Below are 15,533 nucleotides of genomic sequence, written 5' to 3'. Positions count from 1 at the left end.
TCATGAAAGAAGCACTCGGTTTGATTGAAACCAAGGGATTGGTGGCCTGTATCGAAGCCGCCGATGCGATGTGTAAAGCCGCCAACGTAGAGCTGATTGGCTATGAAAACGTCGGGTCCGGCCTGGTGACCGCCATGGTGAAAGGCGATGTTGGCGCGGTTAATGCCGCGGTGGATTCCGGTGTTGAAGCGGCCAAACGCATTGGCGAAGTTGTGACGGCCCGCGTCATTGCGCGTCCGCATAACGACATTGAAAAAATTGCGGCGCAACACAAAGCCTGATGCATTCCGCCATTTGTGCGCTGATGAAGGATTGACTCATGAATGAACTAGACCGCGATTTAAGCTCCCGCCAGCAGGCGCGGGAGTTAGTGCGTAAGGCGAAAAGTGCCCAGACGCAATTCGCCATGTTTACTCAGCAGCAGATAGACAAGGTGGTTGAACATATTGCACGTCAGGCTGCACAGCACGCTGAAGCTTTGGGCCGAATGGCCTGCGAAGAGACCGGCTTTGGCAACTGGCAGGATAAAACCTTAAAAAATCAGTTTGCGTCACTGCAGGTTTTTGCGGCCATCAACGCGATGAAAACCGTGGGTATTATCCACGAAGACTCCGCAAAGCAAGTGATGGATATTGGCGTGCCGTTAGGTGTGATTTGTGCGCTGGTACCCTCGACCAATCCTACCTCGACCATTTTTTACAAGACGCTGATCGCACTCAAAGCCGGTAATGCGATTGTTTTCTCACCTCATCCCGGCGCACGCCAGTGCAGTTTGCGCGCTATCGAAATAGTCGCGCAGGCTGCCGCAGAAGCAGGCGCTCCTGTGGGTATCGTTAGTGGGCTAAGCCAGCTCACTCAGGAAGCCACTGCTGAACTGATGCACAGCAAAGATATTTCACTGATTCTTGCAACGGGTGGTGAAGGCATGGTGCGGGCGGCCTATGCCTCAGGCACACCAACGATCAGCGGCGGGCCAGGTAACGGTCCCGCATTTATCGAACGCAGTGCAGACATTAAGCAGGCCGTCTCGGACATCATCACCAGTAAGACCTTCGATAACGGCGTTATTTGCGCCTCAGAGCAGTCGATCATCGTTGAACGATGCATCTATGCCGAAACGCGACGCGAATTAGAAGCTCAAGGTGGCTGGTTCATGAATCCAGACCAGGCGGCAAAAATGGCGGCATTACTGCTACGAGCTAATGGCAGCATCAATCCGCAAGTGGTCGGTAAAAGCGCCCAGGTACTGAGCAACATGGCTGGATTCAGCGTGCCGCCCACCACGCGAGTGTTGATTGCTGAGCAAACTGAGGTATCGCGTGCGAACCCTTATGCGCGCGAGAAATTGTGTCCGGTACTGGGAATGTATGTCGAAGAAGATGGACATCATGCCTGTCAGCGCGTGGTTGAGCTGCTGACTAACGAGGGTGTTGGGCATACGTTAGTTATTCATACCCGCGACCAGCAGGTTGTTCGCCAGTTCAGCCTGGAAAAACCGGTCCATCGCATTTTGGTCAACACCCCTGCGGCACTGGGCGGCATTGGTGCAACCACCAATATCATGCCCGCTCTAACGCTGGGTTGTGGCGCGATTGGCGGGGGTTCCAGCTCGGACAATGTTAGCCCGCTCAATCTTATCAACATTCGTAAAGTGGGATATGGCGTGCGGTCGATGACCGATTTACGTCCTCCGCAAACCCCAATAACCACAGTACTGCCTGAAGCGGTTACCGCTAGCCCTTCGCCGGCGAGCATTTTTGATGATGCGCGTTTTAAACAGGGTGCGGATGACCAGCGCTTTAACCACGTGGCAACGGAAACAGCGTCAACCGGTGACGTCAGCTCGCAACAGGTTGAACGCATCATCCGCCAGGTTCTGGCTAAACAATCTCCGGCAACTCTTTGAATAAAGGCGGTTATTACGATGATTCTCGCAAAGGTTACGGGCCATGTGGTTGCAACGCAAAAGTGTGATGCGCTGCGGGGCAGTAATTTATTGCTGATTACCGCTCTGGATGATGATCAGCAGACGATGCCGGACCGAACCTGGGTTGCCGTCGATAGCGTTGGGGCAGGAATGGGCGATGTGGTGTTGGCTGAAAATTATTTCGCCCTGAACAAAGAGCAGTACAAAGCGATGTCGGTGGTTGCCATTGTCGAGAAAGTGTTCCGTGACGTAAGGGAGTGAACAAAGCATGAGGGAGTTTCAGCTAAAGCCGCGAATCCAGTTTGGCAAGGATGCTCTGGCGCTACTTGAACGATTACCGGCTCTTAATGCGCTGTTAGTGACTGACAGTGCAATGGTCAAGCTGGGATATGCGCAGAAAATAACCCAAATATGGCAGCAGCAAGGCATCAGCTATCAAATATGGGATGACGTGACAGCCGATCCGGATGTAGCCACCGTGGCGCGCGGCATCCGGCTGATGGAAAGCCACTTTCCTCAACTCATTGTCGCACTCGGGGGCGGATCGGTAATTGATGCGGCGAAAGCGGTGCTGTTCACTCTGGCTAACGATGCGGCAGCACCAAAGCGTGAGCGCCCCTGTTTTGTCGCCATTCCAACGACCAGTGGGACAGGCTCGGAAGTGACTGCTTTTTCAGTCGTGAAAGCGCAGGGCGAAAAACTGGTATTGGTGGATACCGAGATGCTGCCCGATATCGCCATTCTTGACCCGGCGTTTGTTGCATCGGTACCACCCGCCATCACCGCAGATACCGGCATGGATGTGCTATGTCATGCGCTTGAAGCCTATGTCTCGCTTCACGCAAGTGACTTCTCAGATGCACTGGCAGAGAAAGCGGTACAGCAGGTGTTCTGCTATCTACCGTCCTGCTGGCGCAACGGCGATGACGCATTAGCACGCGAGAAGATGCATAACGCCTCTTGCATGGCCGGCATGGCCTTCACCAACGCGTCGCTCGGTATCACCCATAGTCTTGCACATGCACTGGGTGGCGTATTCAGCATTCCGCATGGGCGCGCTAATGCCTTGCTGATGGCACATATTGTGGCCTGGAATGCGGATTATGCCGGTGAGTGCGACAACGCCGCGGCGCAAAAATATGCCCATCTTGCACGCTTGCTCGAACTACCGGCGAACACCACGCAACAGGGCGTTAGCAGCTTGCTGCTGGCGATTCGCGCCATGCAAGAGGAGATGAAGTTGCCGCTCGGCATTAACGAATTATCGATTGGTGCAGAGCAATTTGAGCAGCAGCTGGCGGCGATGGCCCAACAGGCTATGCGCGACAGTTGTACCCCCACAAACCCACGCAAGCCTGACCTGTCCTCGCTTATCGCATTGTTGCGCCAGGCGTGGAGCGATCGTGCCTTAGCTCTGCGTGCTCAGGAATACAAATAAGAACATCAGGAGATCCTCATGTCACACTACAGCCTAACGCCGCGCGTCAAAGTTCTGGCGGATCGTTTACTTACCCACAAAAGTACACTGTGTTCCGAGCATGCGACTTTACTTCATGCTATCGACGCCCAGATGAGTGGGGTGCCTGCAGCCGTGAAACCGGCGCGTCGTTTCTATGAGTTGATGCGCCAGGTGCCTGCCACCGTCGAAGCCGATCAGCTGATTGTTGGCAATGCGACCGCCAGGCCGCATGGTTCGATATTTCATGATGAAGTGACACGCAACCGCACTTCAGTGTTCCAGTTTTTAAGCCTTGATGCGCCCCTGGTTTCTCCGGACTACAACGTGGTTATTGAGCAAGGCGTGCAGGCCATGCGTAATCAACTTGAAAAACAGTGTGAGACGTTAAGCAGTAGCATTAGCCGCAGTAGTATGGATGAAGCCAATGCGTGTCGTGCCGCCATCTATGCTTGCGATGCACTGGTTACACTGGCAAAGAATCTGGCAGATCGTGCGGAGACATTGGCTATCGCTGAGCCGAATAGTTATCGACAGGCTGAACTGCGTGAAAGTGCCGAGATGTTACGTCATGTGCCCGCGTATCCTGCCCGTAGTTTTAAAGAAGCTTGTCAGGCTTTCTATCTGTTTCAACTGGCGGTGTTAATGGATAACGGGGAGTATGCCGTGAATCCATGCGGTGCTGATAAAGCGCTTTTCCCATGGTATCAACATGATGTAACAAGCGGCAAAATCACCGCGCAGCAGGGTTATGAGATTGTTGAAAGCCTCTGGTTTAAGCTGGCAGAGCTGAGCGAAGTCCGCGCTGATCATGCCATTCAAGGCTACCCTATGTTTGATGCGATGCTGCGTGGCCACACGATCGATGAAAGCCATATCGTTATCAATGAACTCTCTTCGTTATTCCTCAGCGCCCAGCACAACCTCAGTGCGCTGAATCTGCCTGTACGCCTGTTCAGCAGCACTCCTTCCGCAGACAGCCGCGCCGGCACTCCTGATGACATGCCCGTGATGGAGGGGTTAACACCGCGCGTGCAGCGCTTACGCAACCATTATTTGCAGGCGCGTCCGAGCGTTTCCATCTTCAGGGCGCTGGCATTCACCGAAGTGGTGAAAAATAACCCGGGTTTGCCCGTAGTTTTACAGCGAGCAAAAGCCTTCCGTCGTGCCTGTGAGACGGCGCCCATCCTGATTCAGAAAGATGAATTGATCGTCGGACATCCGTGCGGTAAGCCACGCGCCGGCGCTTTTTCACCCGATATCGCCTGGCGCTGGGTGCGTGATGAGCTGGATACGATGGGCACACGTCCACAAGATCCTTTCGTGATCAGCGAAGAGGACAAGAAAACTATTCGTGAAGAGATCGTCCCGTTTTGGGAAGGGCGCTCGCTGGATGAGATCTGCGAAGCGCAGTATCGTGAAGCGGGTGTGTGGTCGTTCAGCGGTGAAACCTTTGTTAGCGATCTTTCCTATCACCAAATCAACGGCGGTGGCGATACTTGCCCTGGTTACGACGTGCTGCTTTTCACTAAAGGCATGAACGGTATTAAAGCCGATGCGCAGGCCCATCTGGCTTCGCTCAGCATGGAAAATCCTGAAGACATCGATCGTATCTATTACTACAAAGCGGCGATTGAAACCTGCGAAGGTGTAATGAGTTATGCCCGTCGTATTGCAGCCCAGGCGCGTGAACTTGCCGTATCGGAGCCAAATGCCCAGCGCCGTGCAGAGTTGCTCACCATTGCTGAGGTCAACGAAAATGTACCCGCTAATCCACCTAAGACTTTGCAGGAGGCGCTGCAAAGCATCTGGACGGTGGAGTCATTGTTTGAAATTGAAGAAAACCAAACCGGATTATCGCTGGGACGCGTTGATCAATACTGCTATCCCATGTTTGCGGAAGACATCCGCGAAGGGCGTTTAACCGCAGAAACCGCAGTTGAAATGCTGCAGGCCTTCATTATCAAATGCGCTGAGCTGATGTGGATGTCTAGCGAGGCAGGAGCGAAGTATTTCGCTGGCTATCAGCCGTTTATCAACCTGACAGTGGGCGGACAGAAACGTAGCGGCGGCGATGCCTGTAACGATCTGACCTATCTGATTATGGATGCCGTGCGATTTGTGAAGGTGTATCAGCCTTCATTAGCCTGCAGAATTCACAATCAGTCGCCGCAAAAGTACATGGAAAAAATCGTCGATGTTGTAAAAGCAGGTATGGGCTTCCCGGCCTGCCACTTCGATGATTCTCATATCAAAATGATGCTGCGCAAAGGTTTTGATTTTGACGATGCGCGCGACTACTGCCTGATGGGCTGCGTAGAGCCACAAAAATCGGGGCGTATTTATCAGTGGACCTCTACCGGCTATACGCAATGGCCGATCGCTATTGAGTTTGTGTTGAATCGCGGCCGTATGGTGCTGTTTGACAGCTATCAAGGTCTTGATACCGGCGAGCTTAGCGAGCTTAAAACCTTCGCAGATTTTGATACCGCAGTGAAAAAACAGGTGGCCCACATTGTGCGTCTGTCCGCTGTGGGTACCGTGATCAGCCAGCGCGTCCATCGTGACGTTGCCCCAAAACCCCTCATGTCACTGCTGGTAGAAGGTTGCATGGAGAGTGGAAAAGACGTTGCGTCGGGCGGCGCAATGATCAATCACGGTCCGGGCCTCATCTTCTCCGGTCTGGCCACCTACATCGATTCCATGGCGGCAATTCGCAAACTGGTTTACGAAGATCGTAAATACACCCTGGAACAGATGCGTGATGCGATGCTGGCAAATTTCGTCGGCTATGATGCCCTGCGCCGTGATTGCCTGAACGCGCCGAAATATGGCAACGACGATAAAAGTGTCGATCTGCTGGCGTTGGATATTACGGAGTGGACAGAAAAAGAGTGTCGCCAGTATCAAATGCTCTATTCCACACTCAGTCACGGTACGCTTTCAATTTCCAATAACACTCCCATCGGGGAACTCACCAATGCCACGCCAAATGGGCGGTTGGCGTGGATGCCGCTTTCTGATGGCATCAGCCCAACCCAGGGGGCTGATAAACAGGGGCCGACTGCAGTTATCAAGTCAGTGAGTACCATGAATGTTGAAACGATGAATATCGGCATGGTGCATAACTTCAAATTCCTCAAAGGATTATTAGACACGCCGGAAGGGCGGCAGGGCTTGATTACACTGTTGCGCACGGCTTCCATCCTCGGAAACGGGCAGATGCAGTTCAGCTATGTGGATAATGAAGTGCTGAAAAAGGCACAGCTCGAGCCGGAAAAATACCGTGATTTAATTGTGCGTGTGGCGGGTTACAGCGCCTATTTCGTTGAGCTGTGTAAAGAGGTTCAGGACGAAATAATCAGTCGCACCGTGATTGAGAAATTTTAATTATCAGGATATTTAGCGACAAGGATGTCTGATAAGGAGCGCGGTATGGAAGCAGTGGCTGAATTAAAAGGGCGGATTTTTAATATCCAAAAGTACTCCATTTATGATGGTGATGGTATTCGTACGCTAGTTTTTTTTAAAGGCTGCAATATACGTTGCCCCTGGTGTGCGAATCCAGAGGGCCTGGTTAAAAACTTTCAGGTAATGTTCTCACGTGACAAGTGCATTGATTGTGGTGAGTGCGTAAATATTTGTCCGGTAGGTATTCATAAAAATATTGATGGCAAACATATTGTTGATCGTGACATAGATTGTATTGGTTGCCGACAATGTGAAAATATTTGCACCAAAAATGCATTGGATATTCTAGGTAAAGATGTCACCGTCTCTGAGTTGATGGACATTATCATGCAGGATTACGATTTCTATATCTCATCCGGTGGTGGTGTCACGATTGGTGGCGGTGAAATGAGCTTGCAAACGGATTTTGCTGTGGCGCTGTTCACTGAATGTAAAAAAATGATGATCAATACGGCGGTTGAAACGCAAGGAACAACGTCTCTTGCTAACTATCAAAAGCTTCAGCCCGTTACAGATACCTTTTTATTTGACCTTAAACAAATCAGTAGCGAGCAGCATAAAAGCTTATTCGGTATTGGCAACGAGTCTGTGCTGCGTAACCTTGAATGGCTGGTGGATTCAGGCGCGAAGGTGATAGTCAGAATGCCGCTAGTTCGTGGTTATAACGATTCGTATGATTCAATTACGGGAGCGATTGACTATATTTGCAGGCTTGCTAAGCGGGGCAATATTCAACGTATCGATTTTTTACCTTATCACCAATTAGGAAAAATGAAATATGAACGACTAGGGATGGAATATCCCATTCTAAATGATCCTTCTTATAGTGCAGAGGAGTTGCATCGTCTCGAACAATTCCTGGCGCAGTTTGATTTTGATATTCGCTTAGTTCGTCATTAACCGGAGGCGTAATGAAAAGTTTAGGCATCATTGAAACGATAGGCTTGGCTGCCGCAATAAAAGCAGCCGATGCTGCCTGTAAAGCCGCCGATGTGCAGTGTATTGGCTATCGCACGGTAGGTTCCGGACGGGTAAATATTTGCTTTGAGGGGGAGATCAGTGCCATCCGTGCGGCCATCGAACACGGCACCGGCGTAATTGAAAATAAACAGCTGCTGGCCTCGTTGGTTATTGCGCGTCCCGAGCGGAGCGTGATAACGGCGTTGCAAAAGTTGAAAGGCAAAGGATTCTGCCAGCAAAACGCGCCATCGGCATTCAAAGCGCCTGCTATGCCGGAAGTGATGGATTCTCAAATGAGTAGAGAAGAAAAAGCGTCGGTGAAGAAAGGGAATAAATCATGATTGATGCACAGGTTTTACAGCGCATTGACCATCAGCTATCTACATCTAACGCCTTAATACCGGTCGGTATTTCAAATCGTCATGTTCATTTATCGCATGATGATGTGGAAGCGTTGTTTGGTAAAGGCTATCAGCTTACCCCCTTCAAGCCGTTACGTCAGCCTGGTCAGTTCGCAGCGAAAGAAACCATCACCGTTGTTGGACCAAAAGGTAGCTTGCAGCACGTTCGTGTTCTTGGACCGCAACGGCCTGCCTCGCAGTTGGAGATTTCCCGCGCAGACTGTTTTGTCTTGGGCATCAAAGCACCAATACGGGAATCTGGCGCGCTGGAAAATGCCGGTAGTGCGCTGTTAATCGGCCCTGCTGGCCATGTTGAACTGCGTTCGCAGGTGATTTGTGCCTGGCGACACATTCATATGTCACCCCAGGATGCGAGCAGATTGAATGTGTGTAATGGGCAACAGGTTAAAGTACGAACCCAGGGAAAGCGCAGTTTACTGTTCGATGCTGTGATTGTACGGGTCAATGAGAACTTTGTTCTTGAGTGCCATATTGATACGGAAGAAGCGAATGCGGCAGGTTTAAATAACGGCGAGATGGTGTCTCTGGTGCATTAAAGAGGATGTGTCATGACGGAAAAGGATATTGAACGCATTGTCGCGTTGACACTGCAGCGTTTGCGCCCTCCAACGTTGCTTTTGATATCTGAAGCGCAGGAATACCAAAAGATCATTCATGCGCGACTTGAAGCCTGTCACTGCGTTTATCGTCTCGCTTTTGAAGGGGGAGCAGAAGAGGCGCTGTGGCACTCATTAGGAAATGTACACGAGGACGAAGGCTGGCTGCGAACCTTATCTTCCGTTCCTTATCGGGCCATGGTTATTCCGTTTCTCAGTTATGCGCTGGCGGCGGATGTAGTCAATGGCGTTATGCACCGGCCATTTGCTAAGGCAATACATCAGGCTCTCAGTTGTGGGCTACCCGTGTTTGCATTGCCTTATTACTGCGATCCTGACAGTGAAATTAATCGGTTGAAAGGTAATAGCGCACATCCTGGTTATGTTAAACATGTTCAGGCAACGCTCCTGACCTTAAAAAACATGGGTGTCACATTATGTTCTTTAGATGAACTGATCGCTAATTTGATGGGAAGTGAAATTCCTGATGCTCGTGCATCTGTGCGTCGTTATATCACGGTTAATGACATCATTAATAAGAAAGTGAAAGCGGATATACCAGGGGCATTGTTAACTGATGCTGCATCCGACTATTTAAAGAATCAAAAAAAGAACACCTAACGTTACTTAAAATCAGGAGTTAATTATGTCTGCTAAAAATAAATGCTGGCTTTGGCTACTGCTGGTCATTATTTCTGAAACCTCTGCAACCTCAACGCTGAAGTTTTTTGATTCCAGTGAAGGCATAACAAAAGGATTGTTGTTGATATTTCTCATCCTGTTTTATGCTGTTTGTTATTATTCATTGTCTCGTGCAGTTAAGGACATCCCCGTTGGGCTCGCGTATGCAACATGGTCTGGTACAGGGATTTTATTGGTTTCGACTTTAGGCATGCTATTTTACGATCAGCATCCCGATGCGGCATCAATTATCGGCATGGTAATTATTGCAAGCGGCATTGTTATCATGAATCTTTTCTCGAAAATGGGCGAGCACGCAGAGAGTTAAAGTCACATCCCTAAATGCATAATGATGATACTTAAAATATAAAAGGAATATTATATGCTTAATCTCGGATTTTTATGGTTAGCGTTGTCTATAGGTTCGGAAATTACCGGTACGTCGATGATTAAAAAAACCCAGGGCTTTAGTAAGCCAGGGCCTTCATTATTAGTTATCTGTGCCTATGGACTCTGTTATTTTGCACTTACGCGCGCGATGAGTACGATTCCTGTTGGGGTAGCTTATTCACTCTGGTGCGGATTTGGCATTGTGGGCGTCACGTTGTGTTCAATGCTCATTTATAAACAGAAGCCTGATATCATTGCGGTGTTTGCAATGATCTTAATAATTTCGGGTGGGGTGATTATGAATGTTTTTTCCGCAACCTGAATCGATATCACCTTAGTGATGTCAAAGCATTAAAAAAGGCCGCTGTCGCGGCCTCATTGTGGAGCGTGGAAAGTTATTCGCTAACTTTCTTTTTCAGATCGCTGGCACCTTCTTTGGTTTTATTCCAGCCTTTCTGGGTGCCTTCTTTAGTGGCATCCCAACCTTTTTCAGAGCCTTCTTTGGTTTTGTTCCAGGCCTTTTGCGTACCTTCACTTGCTTTGCTGCTCAGGTTATCGCTTTTACCTTCTGCGGCATGCTTAGCTTTCAGCTGCTGCTCTTTGCCTTCGTTCTGCGCCTGATGCAGTTTCTCTTTGGCAGTGTTTGCGCCAGCCTGCGCGTTAGCGACGGTTTCATCAGTTGCATGTGTAGTGGCGGCAAAAGCCGAAGAAGCCAGCAGAAGAGCCGATACTGCAATAATTGTCTTTTTCATAATTCCCTCTTTCATGAAATATGTCGTCTCAGGTATTCATCCTGGCATAAGCCACGATGGAAAGATTTAAGAATAAACCAGGAATGAAAAAGGTCTAGTTTCGGTGGGAAAATCACGCATACATAGCATTTTAGGTCATCGAAGAGAAAACAGAGCCATCCTGGTGATGGCTCAAAAGTTTCAGTCCGCTAACTGCTGCGCAATCGCGCTGTACATGAGTGCGGCTTCCAGCGGCTGAGCATTCATTTTCGGCTCCGCTTCAGGCCAGGTCGACCACTGCACAATAACCAGCTTTTCAGCACGATTGACCATAATCACCTGACCATAAATACCCAGTGCCCACAGCGAATTTTTCAGCGATTTATCAGCGCTGGGTGAAACATTATGCGCATTGGCGGCAACGGCGTTGTTCCACCACTGATAACCATAGGTGCCATCAGGATGGGCGGCTGACACCGAATTGCGCGCCTGCGTCCAGCTGGATGCCTCATCCAGCCAGCCGTCGGGCAGCATTTGCTGACCATTCGGCAAACGACCATTATTCATGATGAATAAACCGAAGCGGCCCCAGTCTTCCAGCGTGGCGTTAAAGCCATGCGCGCCAACGTCGTGCTTTCCTTTTTCATAGGCGTGCCAGACGCCATCACTTGCCATGCCGTAAGGTTTCCAGAGACTTTGCTCAAGCCACGCTGCGATAGACATGCCAGTCGCTTTTTCCAGTACGTCACCAAGCAGCCATGCACCACCGGATGAGTACGACCACGATTCTCCGGCCGGGTGGGCCCGATGCAACTGCTTGATGATGTTACGTACACAATCATAGGTGCCTGGACGTGCTTCGCACTGCGTCAGATGCGCAAAGTCAGAGTCAGGATTGGTGTAATCCTCATTCCAGGCGACACCTGAAGTATGTTGAATCAGTTGCTTCAGCGTCACGCCATTCCAGGCGGTTGTTTTTAGGTCCGGCTCATAATCGGTGACGCGATCGTTAAGTGAATGGATTTTACCCTGTTTGATGGCGATGCCCACTAACGTTGAAACCACGGATTTTCCCACGGAGCGTGAAGTCCATAACGTGTGATCGCTATTACCTTCACCCAGATATTTATAGGCGATCTGACCCTTTTTCAGCACCAGCATACCGCTGACATTTTCCCGTTTCAGGTAATCTTGCAACGAATAGTTTTTGCCGTTGAAGGTATAGTTGGCGTTGCTTAGTGACTGGTTGGCCGTTTTTAACGGCGTTGACTCGCCGTGATGAAAAACATCACCTGCGTAATTGCGGTAATCATTACGAAATCCTACCACGCGATCCGCCTGGCTCCAGCTCAACATCTGATGGGGATCCGGCAGCTTTTTATCAAAAGGCTGCGGGCAAGACGCGAGCATCATGCCACCACAGTTTTGCGTTTCCGCCGCGAAGACAGGTGAAGCGAATGACAAAGTAAGAGTGCTCAGCGAGGCGGCCAGTAGCATCGGTTGTAAAAGACGTTTACTCATTATGTTTTCTACCATTTCAGGAATGAATGCGTGGCAGTATATGAATGGTTTATCCCCTGATAAAATCATTCAACGGGGGATAATCCCCTCAATTATTGGAGCGTTATATGTCTGCTTTACGCTATTCATTTTCGCAAATTGAAGCGTTTGCCATGATCGCTGAAACTGGCAGCGTGTCGAAAGCTGCTCAGCTGCTGGGAAAGGACCGCACTACGGTGCGCGACCTGCTGGATTATCTGGAAGATGCACTGGGTTATACGCTGTTCTTACGGGAGGGGCGCAGGTTGCGCCTGACTGACAACGGCCAACAGCTGCATCGTCAGGCACATCTTTTTCTTCGTCAGGCGCAGGCATTTGAATCGTTTGCACGTGGTCTACCTGCCGCAGTCGAAGAAGAGTTAGTGCTGGTTTACGATCCATTCGTGCCGCACGCATTTCTCCATGCCTTAATTGAACATATGGCAGCGAATAAAATCCGGTTCAGCGCATGGAGCGGCACACGTGACGAGGCTGAAAGGGCGCTTAAAAATGGGCAAGCGCATGTTGCCATTTGCCAGGCACAGCATCGAACGTTGGGTAATGAGATGGAGTGGCAGGCATTAGGAACCGTCGAACTCAATTTCTACGCTGCCAGGGGATTGTTTAATGATCAACCCCAGCCGGTGACGCTCCTCAATCTTTCCCTGGTTCCGCAGCTGGTGATGCATCACGTCAGCGATGAACAAGTTAGCCGACGATTGCAAATCTCGGGCAAATCACTGTTCGTTAACGATCGTGCCATTCTGCAGCAATTGCTGGAAAGCGGTGCAGGCTGGGGATTCTTGCCGACGCATTTTCAGGCGCAGCAATGGCATGATGTGCAGATATTGTGCACTGAAGTGGGCAATCAGGGGTTGAATATTACGATGGTGACGTTGTGGAATCCAGGCGGCAACAAAAATGCCGTCGCCCAGGCGTTCATTGCAAATTTGCCTGAAATCTGGCGCAGTATTTATTCATCTTCACGTTCCTTTGCTGCGCGCTGACGTTCGTAGAACTCATCCTCGGCTGCAATGATTTCATCCATCAGCGAATCCACATCAACCTCGTGCACTTCCTCGACGAAGAGACCGGTAAGCGGCGTTTCTGGCGTTAGTTTTCCATCTTCATATAGCTGCCAGATTTCTTTCGCATAGCGTGTTTGCAATAACTGCGGTGCAAACTGACCGTAGTAAGCGGTGATGTTATTAACATCGCGCTCAAACATCGATTCGGCGTGGTTATTGGCAGCGGCATCGACCGCTTGTGGCAGATCGATGATGACCGGCCCGTTGGCGTCTTGCAACACGTTAAACTCCGACAGATCGCCATGCACAATGCCTGCACACAACATGCGCACGATGTTACGAATCATGGTGTCGAAATCTGTAATGGCGTCCTTTTCCGAAAGCATCACGTCACTCAGCCGAGGCGCAACCATGCCTTCTGCGTCCGTGATCAGCTCCATTAACAGCACGCCGTCAATGCAAATATAGGGCTGAGGCACGCGTACGCCAGCATTGGCCAGGCGGAATAACGCATCAACTTCTGCGCTTTGCCAGGTCTCTTCTTGTTGCTTGCGCCCGAATTTGGAGCCTTTTTGCATCGCGCGGGTATTACGCGAGTTGCGGACCTTGCGACCTTCCTGGTAATGCACCGCCTGTTTGAAGCTACGCTGCGTGGCTTCTTTATACACTTTGGCGCACTGGATTTTGCCGCCAGTTAAGACGGTGTAAACGTCAGCTTCTTTGCCGCTTCTCAGTCGCTGGAGTACTTCGTCGATCAGGCCATCATCAACGAGGGGTTGGAGTCTATTTGGAATTTTCATGCGGCTTTATACCTTATTTCGGCCGCTTTTCGTATCAATAACACAAACGGCAATACCAGAATGAAGGGATAACCCAGGTCAACAAGCTCACTGATAAAATGCTTAAATTTCAAGGGAAAACCTTTCAATGATTGACTAAATGCTTATCCATTTTGTCTTGATTGAATGGGATTGTCTCAAAGAATTCAGGCACAAAAAAGCCCGCAGGGCTTGCGCCGTGCGGGCTTTCAGGACTTAACCCAATGACTCTGGTAATCATTGGTCAAGAATTTTGGGCTGGCGGAGTCTGAATGAGGCTCGCAAGCTAATGAAATTAATTGTTTTTCGCCAATTCAACTTTGGTGCGTGTACCTAAACTTGTACCAATTATTGGATCTCACACTCCGGAATGGTTGGGCAAAGACAACCAATGCTTGGCGCTAAATCCAAAATAAAATGATTTATGGAAAAAGTGTTCACATTGTTCACCTTTGGTTTTTATGGATTAAATTCAATGCGTTAGGTAGTGAAGGGGGTAGGATGGGGTGTACACTATTGTGCACTGAGAGTGATCATCTTTTAAACCCTGATGCCCTAAACTAAAAGTCGTCTTGTGATATAAGAATAAAGATTATTATTTAAACGTCATTCATTATTTTTTTCAAACTGGTTAATCATTGATTTGGATATAATTGCTCTAGTGATGACGTCGCAACTCCAAGGCGCTGCGAGATGAATTTCCCAATATCTAAAATTAAAGTTTTTATGTTGAAAGAAAAAAAGTTCGTCTGTTTCAATATTAACAAATGGAATCTTTATATCAGAGATGATTAATATAGTTTTATAATGCTTGTTGAAATCCCAAGCCTTTTTGATACTGTCTAGCTCTTCATGCACTAAACTTAATATATAATTTGATAAATCATTTAAGTTAGAATGTAAAATGCCAGTTTTCATTTTTTCCCAAATAATTCGACTTAGAGATATGCATGCCACACCTGAATCAGATAGTGTTCCTCTCGTATTGATTTGGTTAAAGGCACGTAAAGTGTTAGTTAGTAACGTTGAGCCTATAGCAGGCCTTTTACACTCAAAAAATACATCTCCCAATGGAGTGGTAATATTAAAGTCAGCTTTAGAGTCAAAACAAATATGAACACCATTTTTTATGAAAAATTCAATCATCGATAGCTCGAACATATAGTCACGACCATTATTAGCTGTGCCGGATATTACTTCATCTTTCAAGAAAACTTGACCTTTTATTATTTTTTTGAGATTGTTTATGATGTTTTCATGTAGTTCGGGAAGCGATGAAAATGTTTTATATAACTCATGGACCTCATATAATTCTAATGATGCCCAAACGTCATCCGGGGTGAGTGTGTTTTTTTGAGATTTTATTATTTTCTTGAATGCTTGCATAAGCCTGCTAGCGTCATTCTTTATCCCTAAGCTAGCGAGCCATGTTAATGCCGCTTCAAACTCACGCTCTGTATCCTCTAAGAAATTAATACTCAAGAAATTATTCAAAATTATCCTCTCTATAAATG

General features: G+C 48.8%; 16 protein-coding genes. 12 read left to right on the top strand and 4 right to left on the bottom strand.

All coding sequences use genetic code 11. The annotated features are described in order from the left end of the window. Positions 1 to 2 precede the first annotated feature (2 nt). The 11 genes from AC07WB_RS14625 to AC07WB_RS14575 are packed head-to-tail and all read left to right on the top strand — an operon-like array spanning position 3 to position 10,225. Positions 3 to 281 (top strand): BMC domain-containing protein, encoded by a 279-nt coding sequence (locus tag AC07WB_RS14625; RefSeq protein ID WP_064739610.1) that lies wholly within the window; start codon positions 3 to 5, stop codon positions 279 to 281. Positions 282 to 319: 38 nt separating this feature from the next. Continuing rightward, complete coding sequence (locus tag AC07WB_RS14620) at positions 320 to 1,906, top strand: acetaldehyde dehydrogenase (acetylating) (protein WP_494940727.1); 1,587 nt, start codon at positions 320 to 322, stop codon at positions 1,904 to 1,906. A gap of 18 nt (positions 1,907 to 1,924) precedes the next feature. Continuing rightward, complete coding sequence (locus AC07WB_RS14615; protein WP_097096353.1) at positions 1,925 to 2,188, top strand: EutN/CcmL family microcompartment protein; 264 nt, start codon at positions 1,925 to 1,927, stop codon at positions 2,186 to 2,188. Positions 2,189 to 2,195: 7 nt separating this feature from the next. Continuing rightward, a complete protein-coding gene (locus AC07WB_RS14610) occupies positions 2,196 to 3,365 on the top strand; it encodes a 1-propanol dehydrogenase PduQ (RefSeq protein ID WP_494940726.1) in 1,170 nt (389 codons plus the stop codon). Positions 3,366 to 3,383: 18 nt separating this feature from the next. Continuing rightward, positions 3,384 to 6,773: a choline trimethylamine-lyase gene (cutC, locus tag AC07WB_RS14605; protein WP_494940725.1), complete on the top strand. Its 3,390-nt coding sequence runs from the start codon at positions 3,384 to 3,386 to the stop codon at positions 6,771 to 6,773. 45 nt (positions 6,774 to 6,818) lie between these two features. Beyond that, the gene (gene cutD / locus AC07WB_RS14600; RefSeq protein ID WP_494940724.1) at positions 6,819 to 7,754 is read left to right on the top strand and encodes a choline TMA-lyase-activating enzyme; all 936 of its coding nucleotides are present in this window, start codon (positions 6,819 to 6,821) and stop codon (positions 7,752 to 7,754) included. An 11-nt stretch (positions 7,755 to 7,765) separates the two neighbouring features. Beyond that, entirely contained in the window at positions 7,766 to 8,155 is a 390-nt protein-coding gene (locus AC07WB_RS14595) for a BMC domain-containing protein (protein ID WP_494940723.1), read from the top strand. After that, entirely contained in the window at positions 8,152 to 8,772 is a 621-nt protein-coding gene (locus AC07WB_RS14590; protein WP_494940722.1) for a phosphate propanoyltransferase, read from the top strand. Before AC07WB_RS14595 ends, AC07WB_RS14590 begins: the two co-directional genes overlap by 4 nt. A 12-nt stretch (positions 8,773 to 8,784) precedes the next feature. Continuing rightward, complete coding sequence (locus AC07WB_RS14585) at positions 8,785 to 9,453, top strand: hypothetical protein (RefSeq protein ID WP_494940721.1); 669 nt, start codon at positions 8,785 to 8,787, stop codon at positions 9,451 to 9,453. 25 nt (positions 9,454 to 9,478) lie between these two features. Then, positions 9,479 to 9,841: a DMT family transporter gene (locus AC07WB_RS14580; RefSeq protein WP_097096360.1), complete on the top strand. Its 363-nt coding sequence runs from the start codon at positions 9,479 to 9,481 to the stop codon at positions 9,839 to 9,841. A gap of 54 nt (positions 9,842 to 9,895) precedes the next feature. Further along, complete coding sequence (locus AC07WB_RS14575) at positions 9,896 to 10,225, top strand: DMT family transporter (RefSeq protein WP_097096361.1); 330 nt, start codon at positions 9,896 to 9,898, stop codon at positions 10,223 to 10,225. 73 nt (positions 10,226 to 10,298) lie between these two features. Here the strand turns inward: AC07WB_RS14575 and AC07WB_RS14570 are convergent, their stop codons facing one another. Continuing rightward, entirely contained in the window at positions 10,299 to 10,655 is a 357-nt protein-coding gene (locus AC07WB_RS14570; RefSeq protein WP_064739688.1) for a KPN_00521 family repetitive protein, read from the bottom strand. Positions 10,656 to 10,835: 180 nt separating this feature from the next. Next, complete coding sequence (locus AC07WB_RS14565; protein WP_494940720.1) at positions 10,836 to 12,155, bottom strand: serine hydrolase domain-containing protein; 1,320 nt, start codon at positions 12,153 to 12,155, stop codon at positions 10,836 to 10,838. A gap of 107 nt (positions 12,156 to 12,262) precedes the next feature. On the opposite strand from AC07WB_RS14565, the gene AC07WB_RS14560 reads away from it, so the two are divergent. Continuing rightward, complete coding sequence (locus AC07WB_RS14560) at positions 12,263 to 13,180, top strand: LysR family transcriptional regulator (protein WP_494940719.1); 918 nt, start codon at positions 12,263 to 12,265, stop codon at positions 13,178 to 13,180. On the opposite strand, the gene AC07WB_RS14555 is transcribed toward AC07WB_RS14560, so the two are convergent. Both AC07WB_RS14555 and AC07WB_RS14550 read right to left on the bottom strand, forming a co-directional pair. Then, complete coding sequence (locus AC07WB_RS14555) at positions 13,147 to 14,001, bottom strand: PA4780 family RIO1-like protein kinase (protein ID WP_494940718.1); 855 nt, start codon at positions 13,999 to 14,001, stop codon at positions 13,147 to 13,149. The two genes, AC07WB_RS14560 and AC07WB_RS14555, sit on opposite strands and share 34 nt — an antisense overlap. A gap of 624 nt (positions 14,002 to 14,625) precedes the next feature. Further along, complete coding sequence (locus AC07WB_RS14550) at positions 14,626 to 15,513, bottom strand: hypothetical protein (RefSeq protein WP_494940717.1); 888 nt, start codon at positions 15,511 to 15,513, stop codon at positions 14,626 to 14,628. Positions 15,514 to 15,533 lie beyond the last annotated feature (20 nt).

It is taken from the genome of Pantoea sp. GW821-FHT03E06 (assembly GCF_059420725.1).
Note: the sequence above shows the minus strand (reverse complement) of the source record. Positions and strands in the feature narration are given on the sequence as shown.

Coding starts and splice junctions, on each gene's coding strand:
- AC07WB_RS14555 (WP_494940718.1), bottom strand. CDS start 14,001: ATGAAAATTCCAAATAGACTCCAACCCCTCGTTGATGATGGCCTGATC.
- AC07WB_RS14575 (WP_097096361.1), top strand. CDS start 9,896: ATGCTTAATCTCGGATTTTTATGGTTAGCGTTGTCTATAGGTTCGGAA.
- AC07WB_RS14615 (WP_097096353.1), top strand. CDS start 1,925: ATGATTCTCGCAAAGGTTACGGGCCATGTGGTTGCAACGCAAAAGTGT.
- AC07WB_RS14595 (WP_494940723.1), top strand. CDS start 7,766: ATGAAAAGTTTAGGCATCATTGAAACGATAGGCTTGGCTGCCGCAATA.
- AC07WB_RS14570 (WP_064739688.1), bottom strand. CDS start 10,655: ATGAAAAAGACAATTATTGCAGTATCGGCTCTTCTGCTGGCTTCTTCG.
- AC07WB_RS14620 (WP_494940727.1), top strand. CDS start 320: ATGAATGAACTAGACCGCGATTTAAGCTCCCGCCAGCAGGCGCGGGAG.
- cutC (WP_494940725.1), top strand. CDS start 3,384: ATGTCACACTACAGCCTAACGCCGCGCGTCAAAGTTCTGGCGGATCGT.
- AC07WB_RS14590 (WP_494940722.1), top strand. CDS start 8,152: ATGATTGATGCACAGGTTTTACAGCGCATTGACCATCAGCTATCTACA.
- AC07WB_RS14625 (WP_064739610.1), top strand. CDS start 3: ATGAAAGAAGCACTCGGTTTGATTGAAACCAAGGGATTGGTGGCCTGT.
- AC07WB_RS14610 (WP_494940726.1), top strand. CDS start 2,196: ATGAGGGAGTTTCAGCTAAAGCCGCGAATCCAGTTTGGCAAGGATGCT.
- AC07WB_RS14580 (WP_097096360.1), top strand. CDS start 9,479: ATGTCTGCTAAAAATAAATGCTGGCTTTGGCTACTGCTGGTCATTATT.
- AC07WB_RS14565 (WP_494940720.1), bottom strand. CDS start 12,155: ATGAGTAAACGTCTTTTACAACCGATGCTACTGGCCGCCTCGCTGAGC.
- AC07WB_RS14560 (WP_494940719.1), top strand. CDS start 12,263: ATGTCTGCTTTACGCTATTCATTTTCGCAAATTGAAGCGTTTGCCATG.
- cutD (WP_494940724.1), top strand. CDS start 6,819: ATGGAAGCAGTGGCTGAATTAAAAGGGCGGATTTTTAATATCCAAAAG.
- AC07WB_RS14585 (WP_494940721.1), top strand. CDS start 8,785: ATGACGGAAAAGGATATTGAACGCATTGTCGCGTTGACACTGCAGCGT.